This is a genomic window from Metabacillus sp. FJAT-52054 (assembly GCF_037201815.1).
GTDB classification, from domain to species: Bacteria; Bacillota; Bacilli; order Bacillales; family Bacillaceae; genus Metabacillus_B; species Metabacillus_B sediminis.
Genome location: NZ_CP147407.1, coordinates 2,345,852 through 2,369,609 on the forward strand (window position 1 = coordinate 2,345,852; position 23,758 = coordinate 2,369,609).

Annotated in this window: 25 protein-coding genes and 1 riboswitch; of the genes, 2 read left to right on the plus strand and 23 right to left on the minus strand. The window is 41.5% G+C overall.

Annotation, left to right across the window (positions count from 1 at the left end):
* Window positions 1-2: 2 nt before the first annotated feature.
* The 19 genes from rpsA to WCV65_RS12375 all read right to left on the minus strand — a co-directional run bounded on the left by rpsA (window position 3) and on the right by WCV65_RS12375 (window position 17,645).
* Entirely contained in the window at window positions 3-1,151 is a 1,149-nt protein-coding gene (gene rpsA, locus WCV65_RS12285) for a 30S ribosomal protein S1 (protein ID WP_035408798.1), read from the minus strand.
* Between the two features lie 150 nt (window positions 1,152-1,301).
* Window positions 1,302-1,883: a lysophospholipid acyltransferase family protein gene (locus tag WCV65_RS12290; protein WP_035408604.1), complete on the minus strand. Its 582-nt coding sequence runs from the start codon at window positions 1,881-1,883 to the stop codon at window positions 1,302-1,304.
* Between the two features lie 5 nt (window positions 1,884-1,888).
* Entirely contained in the window at window positions 1,889-2,560 is a 672-nt protein-coding gene (gene cmk, locus WCV65_RS12295; RefSeq protein WP_338776818.1) for a (d)CMP kinase, read from the minus strand.
* A gap of 80 nt (window positions 2,561-2,640) precedes the next feature.
* Window positions 2,641-2,814: a YpfB family protein gene (locus WCV65_RS12300; RefSeq protein ID WP_338776820.1), complete on the minus strand. Its 174-nt coding sequence runs from the start codon at window positions 2,812-2,814 to the stop codon at window positions 2,641-2,643.
* A 209-nt stretch (window positions 2,815-3,023) separates the two neighbouring features.
* The gene (locus WCV65_RS12305; protein WP_338776822.1) at window positions 3,024-3,683 is read right to left on the minus strand and encodes a flagellar brake domain-containing protein; all 660 of its coding nucleotides are present in this window, start codon (window positions 3,681-3,683) and stop codon (window positions 3,024-3,026) included.
* 132 nt (window positions 3,684-3,815) lie between these two features.
* Entirely contained in the window at window positions 3,816-5,165 is a 1,350-nt protein-coding gene (gene ypeB / locus WCV65_RS12310; protein WP_338776825.1) for a germination protein YpeB, read from the minus strand.
* A gap of 15 nt (window positions 5,166-5,180) precedes the next feature.
* The gene (gene sleB / locus WCV65_RS12315) at window positions 5,181-6,110 is read right to left on the minus strand and encodes a spore cortex-lytic enzyme (protein ID WP_035408595.1); all 930 of its coding nucleotides are present in this window, start codon (window positions 6,108-6,110) and stop codon (window positions 5,181-5,183) included.
* A gap of 290 nt (window positions 6,111-6,400) precedes the next feature.
* The gene (prsW, locus tag WCV65_RS12320; protein WP_338776828.1) at window positions 6,401-7,054 is read right to left on the minus strand and encodes a glutamic-type intramembrane protease PrsW; all 654 of its coding nucleotides are present in this window, start codon (window positions 7,052-7,054) and stop codon (window positions 6,401-6,403) included.
* 84 nt (window positions 7,055-7,138) lie between these two features.
* On the minus strand, window positions 7,139-8,110 hold the full coding sequence (locus WCV65_RS12325) for an asparaginase (protein WP_035408590.1): 972 nt from the start codon (window positions 8,108-8,110) through the stop codon (window positions 7,139-7,141).
* On the minus strand, window positions 8,107-9,078 hold the full coding sequence (locus tag WCV65_RS12330) for a YpdA family putative bacillithiol disulfide reductase (protein ID WP_338776830.1): 972 nt from the start codon (window positions 9,076-9,078) through the stop codon (window positions 8,107-8,109). Before WCV65_RS12330 ends, WCV65_RS12325 begins: the two co-directional genes overlap by 4 nt.
* A gap of 131 nt (window positions 9,079-9,209) precedes the next feature.
* The gene (locus WCV65_RS12335; protein WP_035408586.1) at window positions 9,210-10,481 is read right to left on the minus strand and encodes a Glu/Leu/Phe/Val dehydrogenase; all 1,272 of its coding nucleotides are present in this window, start codon (window positions 10,479-10,481) and stop codon (window positions 9,210-9,212) included.
* A gap of 243 nt (window positions 10,482-10,724) precedes the next feature.
* Window positions 10,725-11,312: a genetic competence negative regulator gene (locus tag WCV65_RS12340; protein WP_035408584.1), complete on the minus strand. Its 588-nt coding sequence runs from the start codon at window positions 11,310-11,312 to the stop codon at window positions 10,725-10,727.
* Window positions 11,313-11,434: 122 nt separating this feature from the next.
* On the minus strand, window positions 11,435-12,352 hold the full coding sequence (locus tag WCV65_RS12345; RefSeq protein WP_035408582.1) for a MerR family transcriptional regulator: 918 nt from the start codon (window positions 12,350-12,352) through the stop codon (window positions 11,435-11,437).
* A gap of 100 nt (window positions 12,353-12,452) precedes the next feature.
* Window positions 12,453-13,283, minus strand: coding sequence for a metallophosphoesterase (locus tag WCV65_RS12350; protein WP_338776832.1), 831 nt, complete (start codon window positions 13,281-13,283; stop codon window positions 12,453-12,455).
* On the minus strand, window positions 13,246-13,704 hold the full coding sequence (locus WCV65_RS12355; RefSeq protein WP_338776834.1) for a YpbF family protein: 459 nt from the start codon (window positions 13,702-13,704) through the stop codon (window positions 13,246-13,248). Before WCV65_RS12355 ends, WCV65_RS12350 begins: the two co-directional genes overlap by 38 nt.
* Before the next feature lie 104 nt (window positions 13,705-13,808).
* A complete protein-coding gene (locus WCV65_RS12360; protein ID WP_338776836.1) occupies window positions 13,809-14,543 on the minus strand; it encodes a LysM peptidoglycan-binding domain-containing protein in 735 nt (244 codons plus the stop codon).
* 4 nt (window positions 14,544-14,547) lie between these two features.
* Window positions 14,548-15,135: a CPBP family intramembrane glutamic endopeptidase gene (locus tag WCV65_RS12365; RefSeq protein WP_338776838.1), complete on the minus strand. Its 588-nt coding sequence runs from the start codon at window positions 15,133-15,135 to the stop codon at window positions 14,548-14,550.
* Window positions 15,116-16,600 carry an ATP-dependent DNA helicase RecQ gene (locus tag WCV65_RS12370; RefSeq protein ID WP_338776840.1) on the minus strand — a complete coding sequence of 495 codons (1,485 nt, stop codon included), beginning with the start codon at window positions 16,598-16,600 and terminating at the stop codon, window positions 15,116-15,118. Before WCV65_RS12370 ends, WCV65_RS12365 begins: the two co-directional genes overlap by 20 nt.
* 7 nt (window positions 16,601-16,607) lie before the next feature.
* Window positions 16,608-17,645, minus strand: a complete 1,038-nt coding sequence (locus WCV65_RS12375) for a helix-turn-helix domain-containing protein (protein ID WP_338776842.1) — start codon at window positions 17,643-17,645, stop codon at window positions 16,608-16,610.
* A gap of 268 nt (window positions 17,646-17,913) precedes the next feature.
* Here WCV65_RS12375 and WCV65_RS12380 point away from each other — a divergent pair, with 268 nt between their 5' ends.
* On the plus strand, window positions 17,914-18,162 hold the full coding sequence (locus WCV65_RS12380) for a ferredoxin (protein WP_035408566.1): 249 nt from the start codon (window positions 17,914-17,916) through the stop codon (window positions 18,160-18,162).
* Window positions 18,163-18,212: 50 nt separating this feature from the next.
* Here WCV65_RS12380 and WCV65_RS12385 read toward each other — a convergent pair whose 3' ends face one another.
* A complete protein-coding gene (locus WCV65_RS12385) occupies window positions 18,213-18,788 on the minus strand; it encodes an ECF transporter S component (protein ID WP_035408792.1) in 576 nt (191 codons plus the stop codon).
* Between the two features lie 145 nt (window positions 18,789-18,933).
* Window positions 18,934-19,068: riboswitch (FMN riboswitch) on the minus strand.
* Window positions 19,069-19,271: 203 nt separating this feature from the next.
* On the opposite strand from WCV65_RS12385, the gene serA reads away from it, so the two are divergent.
* Window positions 19,272-20,843, plus strand: a complete 1,572-nt coding sequence (gene serA / locus WCV65_RS12390; protein WP_338776844.1) for a phosphoglycerate dehydrogenase — start codon at window positions 19,272-19,274, stop codon at window positions 20,841-20,843.
* A 124-nt stretch (window positions 20,844-20,967) separates the two neighbouring features.
* Here the strand turns inward: serA and WCV65_RS12395 are convergent, their stop codons facing one another.
* The 3 genes from WCV65_RS12395 to sigX all read right to left on the minus strand — a co-directional run bounded on the left by WCV65_RS12395 (window position 20,968) and on the right by sigX (window position 23,639).
* A complete protein-coding gene (locus WCV65_RS12395; protein ID WP_338776846.1) occupies window positions 20,968-21,780 on the minus strand; it encodes a histidinol-phosphatase in 813 nt (270 codons plus the stop codon).
* 103 nt (window positions 21,781-21,883) lie between these two features.
* Window positions 21,884-23,113, minus strand: a complete 1,230-nt coding sequence (locus WCV65_RS12400; protein WP_338776849.1) for a hypothetical protein — start codon at window positions 23,111-23,113, stop codon at window positions 21,884-21,886.
* A complete protein-coding gene (gene sigX, locus WCV65_RS12405; protein WP_035408790.1) occupies window positions 23,094-23,639 on the minus strand; it encodes an RNA polymerase sigma factor SigX in 546 nt (181 codons plus the stop codon). Before sigX ends, WCV65_RS12400 begins: the two co-directional genes overlap by 20 nt.
* Window positions 23,640-23,758 lie beyond the last annotated feature (119 nt).

Consider the following 23,758-nt stretch of genomic DNA (forward strand, 5'->3'; position numbering starts at 1 on the left):
CATTATTTAAGTTTTTTTAACTGATCGCCAATCATATCGCCCAATGAGAATCCTGTTGATTCTTCTTTCGGCTGATAATTTTTATAATCGTTCTCATCTGCCTTTTGAGGCTCTTCAAGCTCCTTCATGCTGAGAGAAATTCTTTGCTCATTCTCATTTACATCCAGCACTTTCACACTCACTTCCTGTCCTTCTTCAAGAACTTCCTGAGGTGTGCCAATATGCTTGTTGGAAATTTGAGAAATATGAACAAGTCCTTCTACTCCAGGCAATATTTCAACAAAAGCTCCAAAGCTTACGAGGCGCTTGACGGTACCGTCTTTAACATCTCCAGCTTTCACTTTTTCAGAAATTTGCGACCATGGCCCAGGCAATGTTTCTTTAATCGATAGTGAAATACGCTCATTATCACGGTCAACTGAAAGGACTTTAACAGATACTTTTTGACCTTCTTCAACTACATCGGATGGCTTATCCACATGTGTATGGGAAAGCTGGGAGATATGAACGAGTCCGTCTACTCCACCGATGTCAACAAAAGCTCCAAAGTCTGTCAGACGCTGAACGGTTCCTTCCAAAACCTGGTCCGCTTGAAGGGATTCAAGCAGTTCCTGTTTTTTATCCGAGGACTCCTTTTCAATAACAGCTCTGTGGGAGAGAATGACGCGGTTTTTTTCCCGGTCCAGCTCTACTACCATTAAGGAGAGTTCTTTCCCTTTGTAGTCTGAAAAATCTTCTACAAAATGAGTTTCCACAAGTGATGCCGGAATAAATCCTCTAACGCCCAGATCCACTACAAGTCCGCCTTTTACAACGTCTTTGATCTCAGCTTCGAAAATCCCTTTTTCTTCATACTTCTTCTCAAGGTCGTCCCAAGCCTTGTCTGCATCTACTGCACGCTTGGATAAAATAATGGCTTCTTCTTCAACCTTGGAAACCTTTAGTTCAAGTTCGTCGTTTTCCTTGACTGCATCAGAAGCTTTTTCAATGTGAAGGCTGGAAAGCTCGCTGATTGGAATAATGCCCGTGTGCTTGTAATTGTCAATTTCAACAATTACCTGCTTCTCCTCAACCTTCGTTACCGTACCTTTAAGGATATCCCCAACTTCAGGTACAGCTACTTCCACGTTATTCATTTCCCCATTGTTCATTTCATCTACCATTCCATTTACCTCCTTGGTCAAAACCTGCACAACTTTGATAATATGTATGGTATTCCATTCGACAAACGAATGAAATGAAAACCCCTCTTTGTACTAACTTCTAATAAATGCTACTTTTTGTCAAGTCAAAACTCTTGATTAACGATGTTTTTCGAGCAGTTCTCTGATTTGTTCCATTATGACTATTGTCATTTCATCCGCAGTGACTTTTCTCTCTCTGTACTCACTGGCATCCAGAGGTTTTCCGAAATAAATACGGACTTTCTTAAAAGGTTTGTACGGCCCAACGACTGCACAAGGGACAATGAGCGCATCTGACCGAAGAGCAAAAAATCCCGCTCCTGCGAGTCCTTTTCCAAGCTGGCCGTCTTTACTTCTTGTTCCCTCAGGAAACAATCCTAAAACCTCTCCATCCTTTAAAACTTTTAGTCCTTTTCTCAGTGCTTCCCTGTCACTCAATCCCCTTTTTACAGGAAAAGCTCCGACCTTCAGGAGAATCTTCCCTAATACAGGAATAGTAAATAATTCTTCTTTCGCCATAAAATGGACCATGCGGGGTGTACAGGCACCGACGATCGGGGGATCCAGGTTGTCAATATGATTGCTGCATAACAGAACGGAGCCTGATTTGGGAAAATTCTCTCTCCCATGTACTTCCATTCTGTAAATTGGCTTAAATAAAACTAATACAAGGTTTTTTCCAAACTGGTATAAGGACATTGTTATCAGAGCCTCTCTATCATCAATTCTTTAATGCGGTCTACAACCTCGCCTATACTGAGTGAAGTCGTATCGATTTCAACAGCATCCTCCGCTTTCTTTAATGGAGACACTTCTCTTTCGGAATCCAGTTTATCCCGGCGCGCAATCTCATTGGCCAAAAGATCGATGCTTGATTCATACCCTCTAAGCAGATTTTCTTCATGTCTGCGCTTTGCCCGCTCTTCGACGGAAGCAAGCAGAAACACTTTTACATCTGCTTCCGGAAGGACATGAGTTCCGATATCACGGCCATCCATGACCACTCCCCCGGCTTCAGCCATTTTCTGCTGTCTTCTGACCATTTCTTCCCGTACCAAACGATGCATGGAAACGGCCGAAACCTGATTGCTTATTTCACTTGTCCGAATTTCTTCCGTTACATTTTCCCCATTGATCAGAACAAGCTGATTTGAGCCCTCCGGCACAAGAGTGATTTCCATTGAGTGAAGCAGTTCCATCAATTCACCCTCATTTTCAGGATCTTTTTTATTTCTGATTGCTTTAAAAGTCAGGGCTCTGTACATTGCCCCTGTGTCTATATAAACATACGAAAAGTCCCTGGCTACTTGTTTAGCGACAGTACTTTTGCCTGCTGCGGCAGGTCCATCTATTGCTACCGATAGTCTTTTATTCATGTTCAATCTCCTTCTAAGAGTAATAGATTCATTGCAGTCCGCAGCAGAAAAGAATGCAGACCGGTCATCTGCACACGTGATTATTTAAATGTTTCCAGCCATTCACTGACTGTCTGCCTGTTTACGCCCTCATACCGGATTGCTTTAGATACATACGGCTTAACCGCGGGCTGCTGCATGAACGCCTGTGCAGCAATTAATGCGGCCAGATGAAAAATAATCAATTTCATTAACATTCTTTCTGCTCGTTTCATATCCCGCTCACACCTGACCTTTTTAAGACTCTGTCAAATCAGGCTGTTGATTTCCACTGCAGGCGTTCGTTTACCTTCGCGGGGCGGTGAGCCTCTTATGCGCTTTGCGCCTTCGGTGTCTCACGCCTTCCGCTTCAATGAACAGTGTTAAAAATCAACATCATGCTTAGCATAGCCTTTTTAAAAAGTATCGGTCTAAGGAAATGAACTTATTCAGCGGCAGCTTCTTTTTTCCTATGAAGAATTTGCTGATCAAAACAAAAACGAACAATTTTCTGCTGTGCGGTTTCAGTCATGTTGATAAATTTAATCGTAGCTTTTTTGATCCCTGAAGAATCCTCTAAAATCCGGACAGATTCCGAGTCGACCTTAACATAGCTAATCGTTCCATCCTGCAAGGGAAGAGACATCCATACTATGAGCTGCTCTTTCTCGCTTAGTTCAGTATGTTTCGGAATAATGATACCTGCTCCTCCCGCACTTATATCGGATGTAACGGTCACGAATGGTTCAAAGGCTTCTGCAGGAGAATGGACAGCGACATTTACATCTGAATCAATTCGGACGTATTGTCTTCTTTGTATTTTCAAAACGTCTCGATTATCAGGTTTTTTCAGGAGGATAACGGGAATGTTCTCTTTTCTTCTGCCCATAACGGCTGTTTCGAACTTGTAAGGATTTTGATCGGAGGCCACATACAGACAGGTAAGAAGCGTGCCGTTCATAATAAAGGCTGTTTTCCCTGTACTTTCATTAAGAGGATAATCAATTGATATCGTGCCTTCGTCCATTGATACGATTTTGCATTTATACACATCGCCAGACTGGTCCAGCGGTTCAAGTGTCATCACATTCCCTATCTCAAGCATTTCATCACTCTTTTCAAATCGTATATTCTATTTTGTTCCCACTCTTTATTAAATCATGGAATAAGAAAAAGGAAAAGTCTCGACTTTTCCTTTTTCAATCGGATTAATTACGACAGAAGCATAATCAGACCATTACAGTTCGTTAAAAATGGGCTCCGCATTTTTAAGTTTTTCTACTTTTTCTTCCATTCCAGTGCTTGCATTGATAAACATTCTAAACGTATCGTCATCAATGGTTCCGAGAAATTCATAGCATAAAACCTCTTCACCGAGCTCATTTGTAATAACAGCAAGTCTGCTTTCCTGCACCATGACTTTTTGATTAATTTTTTCCCTCGCCTGATTTTCTTTTAATTCAGGTTTTGGGACTTGTCTTTTTCTATGCGCGGCTAGAAAATCCTTTGCAGAAAATCCGATGATCTGTCCGTCATCCAAAGCAACTTTGATCTTTAGTGTATCCGGGTAAAGCAGAATTCCATTCTCATTGGGAACGTAAGAGAATACACCGATCGAATCATATTGCGCACTCTCATTCAATACGAGATCCTCAGCTTCAAAGCCATGTTCTTTTAAAAAGGATACGGCATTATTGGAGGCGTCATTTAAGCTGATGTTTTCTTCATTCACCTTTCTGCTTTGTATAAGCCAGATCGGATAACCGCCTTTTTTCGTAATATCCATGTACAAATCTGCTTTATGCTTTTTATCGTACATCGATACACTGTAAAATTCGAATCCCGCGCCCTTTCCGCTTTGTGTAACCTTCAATTTATCGACTTCAGTAGACGCAAACTCTTTTGCCCTTTGTTTTGCCTGCTCAGGTGTGATGTCATTGCCCTTAAGCTGTTCAAAACCCTTTTCCATCGTTTTCATAGAAGTGAAGCCCGGACCAAAGTCGGTTTCTGAGTAGGCACTTACGTTGTTTTCTACAGATTTGAATCCATCTACAATGGTATTGTCCTGCTGCTTCTTGCCAGAAGCCAATGCAAGCTCCACATCCATCCACCGCAGATTTTTATCAATAACCATATGCTGAACATTTCTCAGCTCATTTTGAATATCAGAAGATTTTTCATAAAGCTTTTGAAGCGATGCATACTCATCCTTTGATAATGGCTTATTTTCCAAATCTCTAATCGCTGCTCTGTAGCTGAAATCTCCTATGCTTGCAAGGAATTCTTCTGTCTTATTAAACGGAAGAAGGGTAAGAGGAAGCTGTCCTACATCATTATGAGCCTCTGAAGTGATTCTCCATACTTCAGCAAGTGCCGGAGATAAAGATTCCCTTGAGTTCATGGCAAGCGTTGTTCCGATTTTGTCATGAAGCTCATCCATTTGATAGGACAAATCATGAAACGCACGCTGGTAATTGTTCTCTGCATGGATAAGGACCGCGTTTTTTTCCTGATGCTCTTTGTAGCCCCAATATCCGGTTCCAATAACGGCGATTGCAAGAAACGCAATAAGTATTCCGCGTATCACAGGTAAACCCCCTTCTTATTTACAGAAAATATGTTTTCCGATTTTTTTAATTTGCGGTCTGCCCCAAATCCATCCGCTTGTAGCTGTATCAGGATTAAAATAATACAAAGCGCTTTCTGTGGGATCCCAGCCGTTTATCGCATCAAGAACCGCTTTCTTAGCCTGTTCATTCGGTTCAAGCCAAATCTGCCCATCTGCTACAGCCGTAAATGCACCTGGCTCGAAAATAACGCCAGCTGCTGTATCCGGGAATGTCGGGCTGTCAATGCGGTTCAAAATAACAGCCGCAACAGCTACCTGTCCTACATAGGATTCTCCCCTTGATTCCCCATAAACAGCATTCGCCATCAGCTGAAGGTCATTTTGAGAGTATCCTGCAGGCATATTAACTGCCGTATTGTTTGATTTCTGTTTCTGTGCAGTTTGTTTTTGATTTCCTTTTGGAGCTTTCTGCTTTTGGCCGCCGCCCTTTTGATTTTGAGCCAGCTTTTGACCATTCCCCTGATTTTTAGCTCTCATTTGGGTTCTGAGTTTTTTGGAAGGACCGGTTTGTTTTTCAAGGGGAATCCCGCCATAATGAGTAAAGTCTTTTCCTTTCGAAAGCTGTGTATGAACAAATTGGTCATTAAAATCAGACTGGTTAACCAGCTTTTGCTTTGTTGTCAGTCCAACAAGCCCGTCAACATTTTCAAGACCGTAATCATGCTGAAAATTCCTTACAGCCCAATAAGTGCTCCATCCATACACTCCATCAATTTTTCCGTGGTAATACCCTATATACTGAAGCCTCGCCTGCAATTCAATGACATCATTGCCGACTGCTCCCCGCTGAATGACCTGCTGCGTAAATGCTTTTGATTTTGGTAGATCCGAATACACGTAAGACGACGTTAATATGAAGGTAACTGATAAAAGTACCATCCATGCAAAACGTATTCTGTTCATGATGCTGCCTCCTAAGTTATGGATGATTTTTGTTATATGTATTTTTTGTAGTGAATGGCATTTTATTCATGATCTTCGGGATGGGATATAATGGGATACTTTAAGTGATACAATTTGTTTTAAATAATGTTTGCTATTTCAATTTGGGTCATTCATATTTGGGGACTGTTTAGAATGGCCTGCTGAGGCAGCTAAAGCAGCTTTTAAAAACAGAATGTCTATGTGAGTGGAATCTAACCTTTTTCGTCATACAACAAAAAAAGCCCGGAAAAGTACCGGACTCCTGAACATTATATATGTCTGGCAAGTCTCGCCTGCTTAGCTTTATGCAAAGCAAACCACCAAAGAATCAGCATAAACGGCAGCATGATAACAGGCCAGAATTTGTAGGTGAACAGTATGTAATCATAAAATCCGTGTAAAATTACCGGCAATGTTAAGCTAAGCACCAGCCATTTCTTTTTTTTCTTACGATTTTGTGTGAATTTACTTTTCCCTAGGTAGTAGCCCATAATAACACCAAACAGCGCATGGCTTGAGACTGGAAAAAAAGCTCTTCCCATTGCAAATTCAAGACCGTTGGCAAAAAGGAACAGAATGTTTTCCAATGTCGCAAACCCCAAAGAAACCGCGCTTCCGTAAACGATTCCATCATAATGTTCGTCAAAATGCACATGGGGGTATATGGCAACAAATAAAATGAACCATTTAAAGAATTCCTCTAAAAAGCCATACGCAAAAAAGATACGAATAAAATCGTTTGAAAATACTTTTTCTACATCTATTATGTATTGAATAAACATAAGCGGGAAAACAAGGACCATACCGAAAATAAATGCCCGAACTACCATATATACAGGCTCTTTATCAAATTGATCTTTTAAGTAAAAATAGCATAATATTGCCAGACCAGGGGCAATTCCTGCCGATACTGCCGCAATCATACAGAAAGCCTCTTTTCAATTTTTGTCAATTGCATCCAGTTATATCGTAACACGTACAGCTGCAATTGAACATGCTTTCCGAACTTAGAAATTTTCAAAATCTCCCTGATCAGCGAATCCTTTACTTGATAATAATACCCCTAGTTTGATTCGCGCTTTTTTACTGTCATAGTCCCCCCCGAGCAAAACACCCTTTTGCTGAAGATCCTCTGCACTGCCCGAGTAACTGTAGGTTGGATGGACTTTCCCTTCTTCGGCGCTTGTTGTAACAACAACCGTTATTCCTTCTTTTAATGCCTCTTCGATTGCCGGAACCATAAACGGAGTGACTTGTCCTCTGCCTACTCCTTCAATTACAATCCCTTTCGCACCAGCCTGTACAGAAGCTTGTATAAATAGTCCATCCTGACCTGTATGGGATTTTATAATATCGACCCTAGGAAACTTCCGTACGAGATGATGCTGGTCTCTGCGAATCGGTTTTTGATAAATGAAAACCCGGTCATTATCGATAATTCCCATATACCCATACCCAAATGATTCAAAGCCCTGCAGGTTTGATGCATGCACCTTTTTAACATATTTAGCTGAATAAATTCTTTCGTTAAATACAACAACCGCACCTGCATCCGCGAGAGAATCGCTGGCCGCTGCATAAATGGAATTCCGTAAATTTGAATATACGTCCGTTCCTACATCGTGCGGAGCCTTCTGCGAGCCTGTTATCACAACCGGTCTTTGATCTTTAATCGTCAAGTCGAGAAAATAAGCCGTTTCCTCCAGGCAGTCCGTTCCATGGGTAACCACGATGCCTGATACTTGAGGATCTTGAAATTCCTGTTCTATCACTTCTTTCAGCGAAACCATTTTATCCATCGTAATATGCATACTTGGCAGCTGCATAACATCAATAACCTTTACTTCAATGTCTTCAGGAAGTCTGCAAAGAGCAGCAAGCTCTTCACCTGACAGCTCTCCTGATGATAGAAGGCCTTCTGATATTTCCTTGCTGGCTATTGTTCCTCCCGTTGTTAAAAGAAGCACTTTCTTCTTCATTCATTTTCCCCCTTTTTTATATTCTCAGCAATAAGGCCCCCGTGGAATCGTCCATTTTCAATGAATATTTCATTCGCATTGTTGCCTGCAGCCAGTACTCCCGCAATATAGAGACCCTCTATATTCGTCTCCATCGTCTCCGGGTTATAAATTGGCCTTCCTGATTCCTCATCCACATTTATGCCCATTCTTTTTAAAAATTGATGATCAGGATGATAGCCTGTCATCGCGAAAACAAAATCGTTCTCAATTCTTTTCTTTTCATTTCCAACGGTGTATTCGATTTCATGTTCAGTTATTTCAGTTGCACATGCTCCGAATTCCATCGTAATTGCGCCATTCCGGACAAGAGCTTCAAACTCAGGCAAAATCCAAGGTTTTACACTTTTAGAATAAACGCTGCCTCTATATAAAACCGTTACTCTTGCCCCTGCTTTTACAAGTTCTAAGGCCGCATCAACACTGGAATTTTTCCCGCCAATCACAGTTACGTCCTGATCAAAATAAGGATGACCTTCAGTAAAATAGTGAAAAACCTTCGGCAAATTTTCGCCTGGAATGTTCATATAGTTGGGATGATCATAATAACCTGTCGCAATAACGACATAATTTGCACCATATCTTCCTTTGGAAGTCTCCACTGCGAAGAATCCATTCTCCATCTTCTCTACATGCTCTACTTTTTCAAAAGGCTGAACACGGATGCCCTTTCTTTTCACTACGGATCGGTAATAAGCAAGTGCCTGATTTCGAACCGGCTTGCGGTTTTCCGTAATAAATGCGACATCTCCGATTTCAAGCTTTTCACTTGAGCTGAAAAATGTCTGATGGGTTGGATAATGATAAATGGCATTCACAATGTTCCCTTTTTCAATCACAACCGGGTCAATCCCAATATTTTTTAATGCTATAGCGGCAGCTAATCCGCATGGACCTCCGCCGACAATTAAAGCTTTTTCATTTCGCATAACCATCTCACTCCCGTATAGATAGGACCTGTTTCAGAGAAGTGTTCCCATTAATCTCTGTTCATTGAACTTTTCTTCAATTAAAAATCTCCTATCTAATGATAGGAGATTTTTTCAAGGCTTGCAACGGATTAGATCCAGCCTCTGAATCTGCTCGCTTCAGCTGTTTTTCGGACACCGACCATGTAGGCTGCGAGCCTCATGTCCACTCTTCTGTTTTGGGCTGTTTCATATATGTTATTGAATGATTTCACCATTACTTTTTCAAGCTTTTCTTCGACTTCTTCCTCTGTCCAATAATAGCCTTGGTTATTCTGAACCCACTCAAAATAGGACACGGTAACTCCTCCTGCACTTGCCAGCACGTCCGGAACAAGAAGAATACCTCTGTCGTTCAGGATTTGAGTGGCTTCAAGGGTTGTAGGACCGTTTGCAGCCTCAACCACAATGGAAGCGCGGATATTATGGGCGTTCTCTTCTGTAATCTGGTTTTCGATTGCAGCCGGAACCAGAATGTCGCAATCCAGCTCAAGCAATTCTTTATTTGTAATCGTATCATTGAAAAGCTTCGTAACGGTTCCAAAGCTGTCCCGCCGATCCAATAAATAATCAATATCAAGCCCCTCTGGATCATACAAGCCGCCATACGCGTCTGATATTCCAACTACCTTCGCGCCTGCATCATGCATAAACTTGGAAAGGAAGCTCCCTGCATTACCAAAGCCTTGAACTACAACACGGGCACCCTCAAGGGAAATCCCTTTACGTTTAGCTGCTTCAAATATACAAATGGTTACACCCTTTGCTGTTGCTGATTCACGTCCATGTGAACCGCCAAGCACAAGTGGTTTTCCAGTAATGAACCCCGGAGAATTAAATTCATCAATTCGGCTGTACTCATCCATCATCCAAGCCATAATTTGAGAATTTGTAAATACATCCGGTGCTGGAATATCTTTAGTCGGTCCAACAATCTGACTGATGGCCCTTACATACCCCCGGCTTAAACGCTCAAGCTCTCTAAAGGACATGTCTCTTGGGTCGCAGACAATTCCGCCTTTACCGCCTCCATAAGGGAGATCAACAATTCCGCACTTCAAGCTCATCCAGATTGAAAGCGCTTTAACTTCGGTTTCTGTTACATTTGGATGAAAACGAATTCCGCCTTTAGTAGGACCGACTGCATCATTATGCTGAGCCCGGTATCCCGTAAAAATCTTTACGGATCCGTCATCCATCCGTACAGGAATTTTCACAGTCATCATACGAATAGGCTCTTTAAGCAGTTCATAAACTTCTTCAGGATAACCCAGTTTTTCCAGGGCTTTATGTATCACCGTTTGTGTCGCTTTTAACACATCATGCTTTTCATGGTTACTCTCGGTGTTTTTCTCGGCTACCATAAGTAAACCTCCTAATGTCAATCAATTGATATAGACGGCCTTTCAGACAATAGTATACACCTTCACTGTAGTTATGCAAAGACATAATGGCTGTTTTGGGGGAAATTTTGGCATGAATTTGCGAGCGGTTGCAAGAGCATATATGACGGTTATTTTATTGAATTTTCAGACCTTTTGATAATACCTTTAAATTGAAATGAAAAACCGGCCGCTCCCTCGAATTAGAGAGCGGCCGGCCTTAAGTCAATGAAAATACTTAGTAAGCTGATTGATTGCTTCTTCTTTCATAATTTGCTTTCCATATTCATGCAGCCTGTGCAAAGTCAGTGTAGTGGAACTCCCAAACTCCGCTAATACGGCAATCACCGTTTCTATTTGAGCAGGAGCATAATCATCAAGATGAAGAAAATATCTCTGATTATAAAAATATACGGCTCCTTGGGTAAGACCTATTTGTTTCAATGCCTTTGACAATTGAATCAGGTCTTCGAAAGCATGGAATTCATAAACGATATCGATGCTTTCATCGAGCTTAACCTGCATTTCAATATAATCATCCGCATAATCTTCTTCTTCTTCCTCTATATCTTCATTGCTTTTTGTAACGATAACAACCATCCCTTGAGCCTGGAGAGAAAAAACTTCCACAGCAAGAGATCCGTGAGCCTCAAAGCCAAGTTCAAGGCTTGCTTCATTCATCATATCCTTGAAGAGCTGATGCACCTTGAATGAATCCTTCCAAAGGTCTTCCTTAGTCAGACCGCGATCCATAAGATCGTCAATCGTAAGAAATATCTTGATTTTGTTATAATTAAGGCGCTCCAAACGCATCTCTTTCCCTCCTGCCGTAAAACCCTTACCATGTAATTATTCTATGTTTTACAAGTAAGATGGTTCGTTAATTTGTTAACAGTTTACAACGGCAGCGAAAAATAGACAAGTTTATTCCATTCCTACATCGCAAGCTTTTCCTTCAACCATATTTCCCACTCATGATTGGTTGATCCGAGCAGACAATCCTTATAGGAGCTCTTCTTTTCTTCATCCATAAACTGAAACGCTCCCCCGCCAAGTCCCACCTGCAAATCTGGAAACCTACCTTTCAGAACATCAACGGTTTTAAGCGTCCGTTCAACATTTTCTTCAAGTGTGCAGGCGAGAAACAAAAATTTGGGATGCACTTCCTCCAGCACAATTGGAAGATCGTCCTCTGCTATACTTGAACCTAGATAGATTACTTCAAATCCTCTTCTGCGCAGGAAAAGGGTGAAAATGAGCAGCCCCATCTCATGCCATTCTCCCGGTCCGCACACAGCGATAACCTTCGGAAGGAGACCATTCACTGGCAGAGTATGCAGGATCATTCCAATCCTTGACCGCAAAAAGGAGGTCGCAAAATGTTCATGTGCCGTTGTAATCTTCCCCTGCTCCCACAAATCCCCGACCTTGGCGAGCACAGACCCAAGTATATCAATCATCACTTTATCAATCGAATAAAGACTAAAAGCTCGGTTCATCAGTTCATGTGCCAGATTTTCATCAAAAGAAAGCAGTGCTTTAAGCAAATCGTCCATAAGCTCAACAGAGCGGTCTGCAGTCTGTTCAGGTTCAATCATTCCGTCATTAACCGGAAGGCCCGTATTTTCGAGTAAGTTAACAGCCTGACTGATGGAAAATCCTTTATTCACTTTGCTGATCAGCCATTTTAGAATTCGAATGTGGTCTTCTGTATACAATCTGTGTCCGGATTCGTTCCGTACTGGAGCGATCATCTGGTATCGTCTCTCCCATGCCCGGAGTGTTCCCGGCTGAATGCCCAGCATTTTTGAAACAGCTTTAATATTATATTTACCTTCTTCTGGATTCGGCATTGTTTATCCTCCATCACCGCACAATAAAACATATATGCAAAAACTTCTTTTTTAAATTATATCGAAATGAACACTTTGTGTAAACTTTGTATAAGTATTGTTAATCAACTTTATCTGCTGTAATGGTAATAAAATGTGCTTCTGCAGGTGCACCAAGTCGAAATGGAAGCTGGGTAGTGCCATATCCATTGCTGATAAGCTGGGCTCCGTAAGCTTTATTATGTAACTTTCCTTTTTCATATAATCCGAATCCGAACAGTCTTATTTGTCCGCCATGCGTGTGTCCTGATAAAACAAGCCGGATGCCGTGCTCTTTATTTATTTGTTTATCAATATCAGGGTTATGGCAAAGCAAAATCCGGAAATCTGCGTTTTTTGATTCCTTTAACGCCTGGTCGAGCCTGTCCCACCTGAACTTTATTTCGCTAACGCCAAGGAGGCTTATCTTTTTTTCGGATATTGAAGGAATCGAGTGCGCTTGATTTTCAAGGAGCTTAACATTCTCCTCTTTCAATAAACGCTTCAGCTCAAGCAGGTCACATTCCGGGTCATTATTTCCGAGGACCATAACAACTGGCCCTTCTTCTCCTAATCTCCGTAAATTACGGCGAATTCTTTCAAGCGGCACTCCCTTTTCTGTTAAATCTCCTCCAATACAAACCAGATCAGGCTTCTTTGGCAATTTCGCCATCAATCTCTCTGAAACCCTTCTTCTATGGATATCGGAAATGAAAAGGATACTCAATTCGCCATGCCCGCTCGGAAAATCTTGAAATTTAAGCTTCTGTCTATCCAATCGGTTTCCATGAGCTTTTATAAACATGACAGAAGTCATAAAGAGAACCAGAACAGCCCCAGCTATTAGATAAATCATGTAATCACCTGATTTCCGCTCATTTGCTTTCGTAAAAAAGATTAATATCAAATTCATTCTTCATCATTTGAAAAACGGACGTTCTTTTCTTCCAATGATATGGCTGCGGCCATAATTCTCCGCTTTTCCGAATAACCTCGCACCGTAAAGCATGATATTCTGTTTCAGCTTTGACTTCCTTCTTTTTAAAGTAAAGGGCTGTTGCATAAGCACCCGCTATAGCTACGATAAAATATAGATGAAAAGATTCGTCGACAAAACGGGACACCACGATGGAAAGACTGTTGTCGCTTGTCAGGACAATCACATTGTAAAAATAAACCATAAAAATAATCATACATACGAATGCAGCAAGCTGAAGGCTCAGCACTTTTTTCTTCAGATTTTCAAACTTTCTCTTTTTATCAACTAAACTTTGGAGCATTTTTTTTGTCGGCTCATCCGTGATCGGCTCAAGCTGCTCAATCGCTTTTTCCATCTTAATCACCCTGCCTCTGGACTTTTCTAATATTTATTCAAAAAGGGGACAGGGTATGAAGAAGAGGAGACAAAAATAATCTTCGTTCACTTGAACGAAGATTATCACTGCTTCAAAGGAATTTCAAGCACTTGTCCCGCATATACCTCATTGGCTGAGAGCTGATTATAGTCTTTAATAATGGCTTCGCCTTCCCTGCTTTTAAAATATTTAAGCGAAATGCGATATAAGTTTTCTTTAGGTTTCACCACATGCTCAACTACTTTACCGGCTGGCTTGTCATCTGCTGCAGGGTCTGCCGTTTTAGAGGTTTTTTCCCCTTCGGCGGGTGCAGAATCCGGAGCTTCAGATGGTACAGCGGGTTCTTCAGGCGTTTCCTGCTGCTGCGGGCCCGCTGTCTCTCCTGGATCTTCCACTTCCTCCTCAGTCCCGGAAGCAGATGCGGTATCTTGAGATGATTGGGCATCCTGCGGAGAACTGCTTTCGTCTGTTTCCCTTACCGGCTCAGATTTTTCAGGAGCTTCATTATTTGACCGATTATTATCAATAATAATCGACTCGTAATCTTTGAGCTTCTGCCCGTTATCCAAAGTCGTTCCATCTTTTTCATAATAGTATGTAAATGACAGGAATAATATGGGCAAAAGGATAAAACATAGCGCCAATAAGCTGATAAGCGGATATTTTAGTTCTACTTTTTTCCCGGTTTTCTTCGCACGCCGCCTGGTTTTGTGAATCTCACTTCTTGAAGGATACTGGCCATTCTTTTCTTTACTATCTGCAGCCAATTGCTCCTTTATTTGACCGTTTCTTCCGGAGGAATTCATTCTCCTGTTCATGGGGTTAAGATTCACCTCTATTTAGATACTTTAATCTGATTTGAATACCAAACACTAAATCAATCAGAAAATGGGCAGTGACAGCAGCAAGCAGATTGTCTGTAAGTTCAAATAAAATACCTATCAGAACGCTGACTGCCGTAACCATTATAAATAAAAGAAATTTTGATAGATAGCGAATATGCAAGATGGAAAAAAACAAGCTTGCAGCAATCAATCCGAATTCTGTTTGTAAAACGCCTCTGAATAACCATTCTTCCGCAAAGGCAATAATGGCAGTCATTAATACAATATGCGGAATGGAACAGCTTCTGAAAAGCTTTTCATTAATTCCCCCGTCATCATACCAAGCCTGGGGAGCTGTTCCCATTACCACTAAATCCAATAAAATAACAGCTGCTGCAGCTCCTGCTCCGGCCGCAAGACCCATAAATGTAAAATTCATTTTCTCAGCAGGGACAAACCAGCCTCCCAGAAATAAATAGGAGCCAGCAAGGCCGGTAATAGCTAAGAGAAGCTGAGTCAGATAAAGCTGCTGAATCATCTGACGGTCTGTCAGTGTATGAATCAGTTCATTTTGTCTTTTGAACAATCGGTTCACTCACTTTAAACATCATTTTAAGTTCGTTTTTCCATCCCTCTGCCGTTTCATAGCCGGATGAAGCCTTGGTCTGGCCATAATAGGCTTCAATGTCCATTCCGCACGAATCACAGCAGAAGCGTGTAAATGATGGAGAATCGCTTTTTTCACCGAAATGTGCCAGGATTCCGCTTCTTCTGCACGTTTCTGTCGAATACCATTTTATCATATTCCATAGCTTTTCGGTTTTATTTTGCTGGCGCTCCTGAATTTTTTTCCAGATTTGATCCACTTTTACTTCCCAATTCTCACTCTTAAGCTTTTCAGCATGATGAAGAATAAATCGCTCATGTGTTTCCTCAATCTCAAGCTTAAAGGATGGATCGATTTCTTTTGAAGACAGATAAGCTTGCAATTCATCACGTGCAGGGAATTCTTTTTCAATCATAAAAAGAGGCAGCTGCACATCTTCAGGATCATACAAGGTAATTGCAATAGCTGGCAGTCCGTCGCGCCCCGCTCTTCCGATTTCCTGCATATATGCATCCATTCTTGCAGGTATATGAAAATGAATGACATAACGGATGTTGTTTTTATTCACACCCATTCCGAAAGCATTTGTACAGCAGACGAGTTCAAGCTGTCCATTAATAAATTGCTGCTGAATCAGCATCCGCTGTTCATTTTCCATACCTCCATGATAGAAGGCAATTCTCTTAAACCCTTTTTCTTTCAAATATGAAACTGCTTTTTCACTCCATTGTCTCCCCCCGCAGTAAATTAGCCCCGGCCCTTCCAGCCTGCCAACAAGCTCTGATAATTGATTGAGTTTATCCTCAAGACCTCTTGCTTCACTAACCATGATTGATATGTTCGGCCGGTTAACTGAATATACGTGCCGGATAGGATCTGTCATATGTAAAGATAAATGTATATCTTTGAGAACTTCTTTGGTTGCAGTTGCTGTCATAGCAAGGCAAGGAGCCTTATTCAGCTTCCCTCTTGCCTGGCCGATTAATGAATAATCCGGTCTGAAATCGTGACCCCATTGTGAAATGCAATGAGCTTCATCGACTACAAACAGCGAGATATGAATTTTATTCAGCGCATTCAGAACCCTTTCATGCTTGAGGCTCTCGGGAGAAAGGAAGATAAACCGATACTCAGGCAGATGATAAAGAGCTGACTTTTTCTCATCAAATGATAAGAAACTATTCAGGGCAACCGCGCGTTTTTCCCCATTCATTTTAAGCTGGGCAACCTGGTCCTCCATTAAAGCAAGCAATGGAGATATAATAACTACAGCTCCCTCCAGAATGTATCCCGGAAGCTGATAGCATAAAGATTTTCCTCCTCCAGTCGGGAGCATGGCAATAACATCCCTTCCATTGACAAGGTCCTCGATAATCTCCTTTTGCCCTTCCCTGAAGGCATCAAACCCAAAGTGCTTTTTTAATACAGCATTTAAATTCAGCAATTGTATTTCACCTCTTTGCGACAGCCATTCCGAGCCTGATTTGAAAATAGGTATATTTATGATCTAAATGTTCCTTAATATTTTTAAGCTGCTTGGTTTTCAAATGTTCAATGGCTTCTGCTATTTCCTCTTTTTCGACTTGAAGCAGATAAGGATTGATGTTAAAGCTTGGGTCCTGCATGGCAATTTCTACAAGATGATCTTCTATTGTACTCATCTTCAGGTTCCTGATTTTACAGGCATCTTCCTTGCTTTTCCCCTGTTTAAGCAGCATATATGTTCGTTTGGCAGATTGCGTGAGGGGTAGGGAATCGGGCACCTCCCTACTAAGTTTTGAGAGCAATACAGCGTTTGAGGCCACCGCATTTTCCAGTAAATCATGCATTAAGCTCCAGAAACACAACTCCAAGTATACCGGGTCCTTCTCAAGCTTCTCTGCCAGCTGATCATAGGTCAATCCAGCCCGCTCAGGTGTTGTGAGCCTATAGACAAAAAGTTCTGCCATGAAATCCTGTTTGCCTGAAAGAAATAAATTCAGCTCTTCATTTAATTTTAATGCAAGACCTGCTCTGTCTGAATTTGATTCTGCCAAAAATGATTTTATCCACTGCTGCGCATCTTCATCAGAGGTTACGGGCAGGAACCGCGACTTATTACGAATCAAATGGGTTACGGTCTGGATCAGCAGTGATAATCTGACCCAAGCCTCCCTGCCTCCCCTGCCATGCTTCCAGCTGTTCAGCTCTTTTGGAATCGGCATGGCTGTTAAGGAATGATGCAAGGCTTCTTTCCCAGATGATGTTAATTTCCCGTTGTTCCCAATTAACTTTTTCGTTTCCAGGCTCCTGCATGCATCTTCAATCGTTTCTCTGTTGATCTGCGGAAAAAGTGAAAAAAAACCCGAAAGCCCAAACAGCTGCATATCCTGAAGGGTTTGGGACGTCTTTTTCCCTCTCAACAGATGATAAATAGCGGAAAAAGATCTCTCCCCGTTAAAACGATCCAGGCACAAAAGACAAATGTATGAATATCCTGTCACTACCATATTTAATCACCAGCGCTTCGCAGATTCTGACAATACTTGATTATATTCTAGCAGATTTTTTATCGGCCTGAGATGTTTAAAGCTTAAGCAAAAGGGTACGGTAAGGATTAGAAACGTTGTTATGATAAGAATTCTCATCGACTTTTTTATTGAAAAGTTCATACAACACCTATACAATAGGTATAAGTTAAGGACTTCACATCCAAAAAATGTGGTTTATCGGACCTTTATCCGTTTAGTCCTAAGAATGATCCAGGAGGTATTTTACATGGCAAAGTATACAATCGTTGATAAAGACACTTGCATTGCTTGCGGAGCTTGCGGAGCAGCAGCACCGGATATTTATGATTATGATGATGAAGGTATCGCATTCGTTACACTTGATGAAAATCAGGGAATCGTTGAAATTCCAGACGTACTTGAGGAAGATATGATGGACGCTTACGAAGGCTGTCCTACAGATTCCATTAAAGTGGCTGATGAGCCATTTGAAGGCGACGCACTTAAATTCGAATAGAGTTCAAAAAAACCCCCCGGCCGATTAAGCCGGGGGGTTTTTTTATTGTATCATCCAGTTTGGATGGATTTTTGTTCAAACCAGGTTTTCATTCTTACATAGACCATTGTAAAGATAGCAGAAATCAGAATACCTTTTATAAGATTGAACGGGAGAATTCCCAGAATGATGAATTGATAAATTTGTTCCGCATTCATTTGCTGCGCCCCTAAGAAATAGGTGTAAGCCGGAAGGATCACATAATAGTTAAATACCGACATCAAAACTGCCATTGCAATTGTTCCGGATGCCATCCCAATCAACAGGCCTTTCACAGTCTGATTTTTTTTGTAAAAAAACCATGCGGGCAAAATCAACAATGCTGCTGAAACAAAGTTCGCAGCTTCCCCTATTGGTACGCCTGTTCCGCTGCCCTGAATGAAGTAGTGCAAAATATTCTTAAGTGCTTCCACCGCCATCGCCGAACCCGGTCCGAATAAAATCAGCGCCGCCAGAGCTGGAAGATCGCTGAAATCAATTTTTAAAAATGCACTTCCCGGATAAGGGATTTCGAGCATCATCAGCAAAAATGCAATGCTGCTTAATACTGCTGTAATGACTCTTTTTCTTAGTTTGTTTTGAACCATATCTGTTTCTCTCCTTTTCATGATCTCTCTCTTGAAAAGAAGGGCTGTTCTGATTTGCCAAAAAACCCCCTGCCGTTTTGGACAGAGGGAGTTAAAGTGCAATCTGAATAAACGTGAAAAAATACATATTTTTTCAGCGTTCAGCCACCATCTTCTCCCATCCAGACTATACTGTCGGCTCTGGAATCACACCAGATCCTGCCCTTATCAGGCTCGCGGGCTTAGAGACTTTCGCCTCATCACCGCCGGTAGGGAATTACACCCTGCCCCGAAGAATGATCATATTTAATTTGTATTCCAAGTAAGTATATCGGCTTTTTCATCATTTGTATAGGAAAAAGTCTTGTAAGCCACTTTTTCAATCTTCATGAAAAAAATATCGCCCAAGAAACCGCTTTCACCCTTTACCGCACTGATTTGTATTGTTACACTATTCTCAATATGATAAATTATCTAACAAATTGCAACCGGAGGAGATGCTTTATGTTTAGAGTTCTTGTTTCAGATCCAATAAGCAGAGATGGTCTTGAACCGCTGCTTGAAGCGAATAATATAGAAATCGTTCAAAAAAACGTATCCGAAGAAGAAAATTTGGCTCAATATGATGCACTATTTGTTAGAAGCGCTACGAAAGTTACGGAAGAATTGATGAATCAAATGCCAAAGTTAAAGATCGTCGCAAGAGCAGGAGTCGGTGTTGACAACATTGATGTCGATCAGGCTACAAGAAAAGGCATTATAGTCATTAATGCACCTGATGGGAATACGATTTCAACTGCCGAACATACCTTTGCGATGATTGCCTCTCTCGTCCGGCATATACCACAGGCAAATATGTCTGTAAAAAACCGGGAGTGGAAACGGTCTTCCTTTGTAGGAAGCGAACTGCACGGTAAAATGCTGGGTATTGTGGGACTAGGAAGAATTGGGACGGAGCTTGCTAGACGGGCGAAGGCATTTGGGATGAGAGTGGCCGTGTTCGATCCCTTTTTGACGAAAGAGCGATCTGAAAAAATCGGGGTCGAAAAACATGACTTTGAAGAGCTTCTTACTCAAGCGGACATCATTACCGTTCATACCCCGCTGACAAAAGAAACGAAAGGTCTCTTGAATAAAGAAACGATCAGCAAAACGAAAAAAGGGGTTTACCTTGTCAATTGTGCCCGGGGAGGCATCATTGATGAAGATGCGCTGTGTACATATCTCGAGAACGGTCATGTGCGTGGAGTGGCGCTGGACGTATTTGAAGTCGAGCCTCCCGAGCATACACGCCTTCTAGAATTTGAACAGGTCATAGCAACACCCCACCTGGGCGCTTCTACAAAAGAAGCGCAGCTGAATGTTGCTTATCAGGTATCAAAGGAAGTGCTGTTATTTATTCAGGGGAAGCAGGTAACAACCTCTATTAACCTCCCTGCCATGTCTGACGAAGCTTATCAGAAAGTAGCTCCTTATGATTCTTTGGCGCAAAAAATCGGATCTTTTCTTTCACAATATATGAATCAGCCGGTTCAGAGCATTACGATTGAATACGAGGGTACGGCTGCTGAAATTGAAACGGCCTATGTGACGAAAAGTATGATTGCCTCTTTCCTTAAACAGCGCATGGACATAAATATTAATACGGTGAATGCCGGAGTGCTTGCAAGAGAACGCGGCATTCAATTTATTGAAAAAGTGTCCGATCAAAACTCAGGATATTCTAATAGCATGAAGGTTACCATTCACGGGGAACAAACCACTTCAGAGATAAAAGGCACCTCTATCCCCCATTTCGGAGAGCGAATTGTATCGGTCAACGGATTTTCAATTGATTTTCATCCATCAGGCCATCTGCTTTATATTCAGCATACCGATGTTCCGGGAGTAATCGGAAATGTTGGAAGAATCCTTGGCAATCATTCCGTGAATATCGCCACGATGCAGGTGGGGCGGAAAGAAAAAGGCGGTGAAGCCATCATGATGCTGTCGTTTGACCGTCCGCTTGATCAGCCTATATTATCCGCTTTGACTGAGCTTGATGAAATCGTGTTTGTAAAAGCCATTGAGCTTTAATTAATTAGCTCTGTTTAACTTGGCTGTTGATTGCAGCTAAGCAGGTACAGGCTTCAAAAAATCAACATTATGCATTAACATAGCCAATTAAAAAGGGGTCTTCCGCAGAAGACCCCTTTTTGATTTATCCAATTGGTACAACGGTTCTTTCACCCTTGGAAAACGTCACAATGGTTTCATAGCCGGTTTCCTTTGCAAGCGCAAGCGCCTGATCGTAATTAGCCCCTACATCCTCTGGCTGATGAGCATCAGATGAAAGGACAATCGGCACCCCTTTTTCATAGCACATTTTCAGCAGTCTTTCATCAGGATAAAGCTTGCCTGTCGGCTTTCTTAATCCCGCTGTACTGATTTCCACACAAGTTTTGCTTTTGGAAAGGGCTGCTGCAGCTCTATCATATTGCTCCAGTAAAAATTCTTCTTTTTCAGGAACGTAGTTAAAAATTTTCACTAAGTCCAAATGTCCGATAATATCAAATAGATTCGACTCTGCGAGGGTTACGACCTGGTCAAAATATTTTCTGTATGTATCATATACATCCCGCTTATCCCACTCGTGAATGAACTCCTTCAAATCAATGCCGAAGTCGTCTACCCAATGAATGGAGCCAATTACATAATCAAAATCATATTGGCGGATAAAACGCTCCATTTCCTCATGTTTGCCTGGTGTATAATCCATTTCGATGGACATTTTTACATCAATCCCAGCCTTTTCGGCTTCCTGGAAAAGTGAGGTGTAATCGTTCATATCATAAAATCTTCGTTCATCGACCCAGGGATTGCTTAATATATCTGCGGTCTGATAAAAATGATAAGCGTGCTCCGAAATCCCAAAATGCTCAATGTTCTTTCGTTTTGCTTCATCGGTGAATTTTTTTAAGTAGTCTAAAGTGAGTGTTCCTCGTTCTAAATGATTATGATAATCAGTCAGCATAGTGTTCCCTCCCTTTTTCTTTCTTCACTTTAACATATTAAAGGGAGAGAGTTAAGAAAAATGGTGAATTTTTCGACAATTTCTATAGGCAAGCAGATAGCTGCTATTTCTTCATTTCAATTTGAATTGGATTTGGGCCATATGGGACTGTAATTGGCTTATCAACCTCAAGTGTCCCTACTTTATCTAAGTTTATATTTTGAAACGAGACCGTTTCAAAATTGAATTCTTTTGCAGTGAGAAGCAGCGCTTCCAGCATAAAGACTGTGTCTTCATTGTTCTGAAATTCAAATGTGTTAAAAGTTAAAATAAGTTCATTTCCCTGTTCTTGAACATTCTCAATTTTGGCGCCTTCTATCATAACAGACTGAAGCCCGCTGCCGATATTTTCAGTCATATCCGTATAGGCATCGCTGAAGGAATCATAGGATATATTGGACTTAACAAAAAGAGACTTTTTGCTTTGATTCTCATATTTAAAAAATGCTCGTTTATCAGATGGATGGAGCTCGAGTTCATTCAATACTCCCAATGGACCCATGTCAATACCTGGACTGTCCCCTGTATACAGTTCTGCTGCGGTATACCCTTTTCCACCGAATGAAGCCTGGATGATTTCGGCTAAAAGTGCATCCGATGAGCTGAGGATTTTTCGGTTTTCGCTCATGTGAATTTCAATATGCTGAGGATTTTCCGACTCTCTAATCTCGATGTCCTGGAAGTAATCAGATAAACCCCACTTCTCTTCATCAAAAAAAGCACGCAGCTCATTAAATTGTTCAGCTTGAATAGAGCCCCCGGATGATATAAGTGTTACAGGGATTGTATAATTGGCACTGCTGTCAGAATAAGCGAGGACAAGTGATTGATCGCGCTGATCTTCTTTTGCTGTAAATGTAACATTGGGTTCTACAGGGGGAGCCGGCCGTTGTTCTGCCTTTTTTTCTTCTTTGCTTTCCGGAACAGCTGTCTTAGGTGAAGAATCTGCAGGCTTCTTCCGTTCAGCCGTCTCTTGATTGTCTTGTGCCAGACTTTCTTTTTCATCAGCCGGCTCCCCGGAGGATGCTCCTTTATCTTCTTCCGTCATTTGAAGTGAGTCATTACCCGAACCGCCTGACTGAAACTGACTGATCCAAAAGGGGGAAATAACCGCTAATATAAATAGAGCTGCAAAGCTTGCAACTAAAGGGCCAATCCAAATTTTCCTTTGTTTAAAAGGACGGCTTTCCGATGCCCTTTTATACACTTCATCCCGGGAGCGTTTATCTCTTATTTCAGGAAGCTTTGACAGCAGCTCTTGTATGTGCTCTTCATTATACTCGGATTTTTTCATTATTTGCTCCCTCCTTCTCGCTGAGATGAGCCATGCTCTTTTTCAATGCCTTTATGGCCCGATGCTGGGTGGTTTTCACCTTGCTATCTGACCATGAAAGCGCTTCAGCAGTCTCCTGTATGGAAAGACCCTGTATGTATCTCATAATTATGACCGCCCGCTGATCCAGTGTACAGGCATCAAGTGATTGATAAATCCATTGAATTTGCTCGTTTTGCAATGCTATTTCATCAGGCATGGGAGATTGATCCTTCACTTGATTTGTATCCCAGTCAAACTTTTCAACCAAACGCTGGCGAATGGTTTTTTGCTTCCTGAACCAGTCGATTGCAACATGCCTCGCGATGGAGAACAGCCAAGTTTTTTCAGTACTTCTGCCTTCAAACTTATCGTAGGATTTCAAAACGCGGATATAAACCTCCTGAACAAGGTCTTCCGCCTGCTCACGGTCTTTCACCATATAAAAAAGGAATTGGAACAAATCCTGATGATACTTTTCATATAAAGTCTGAAAGGCTTCTTCCATGGAAACCCCTCCGTTCATTTGCTTAGTCGTTTCAGACATTTTAAAAGTTACACCTATAGCCAGGTGCTGTAAATCTGTAATATTTGAAATATATGATTACAGTAAAAATTATACCTTTG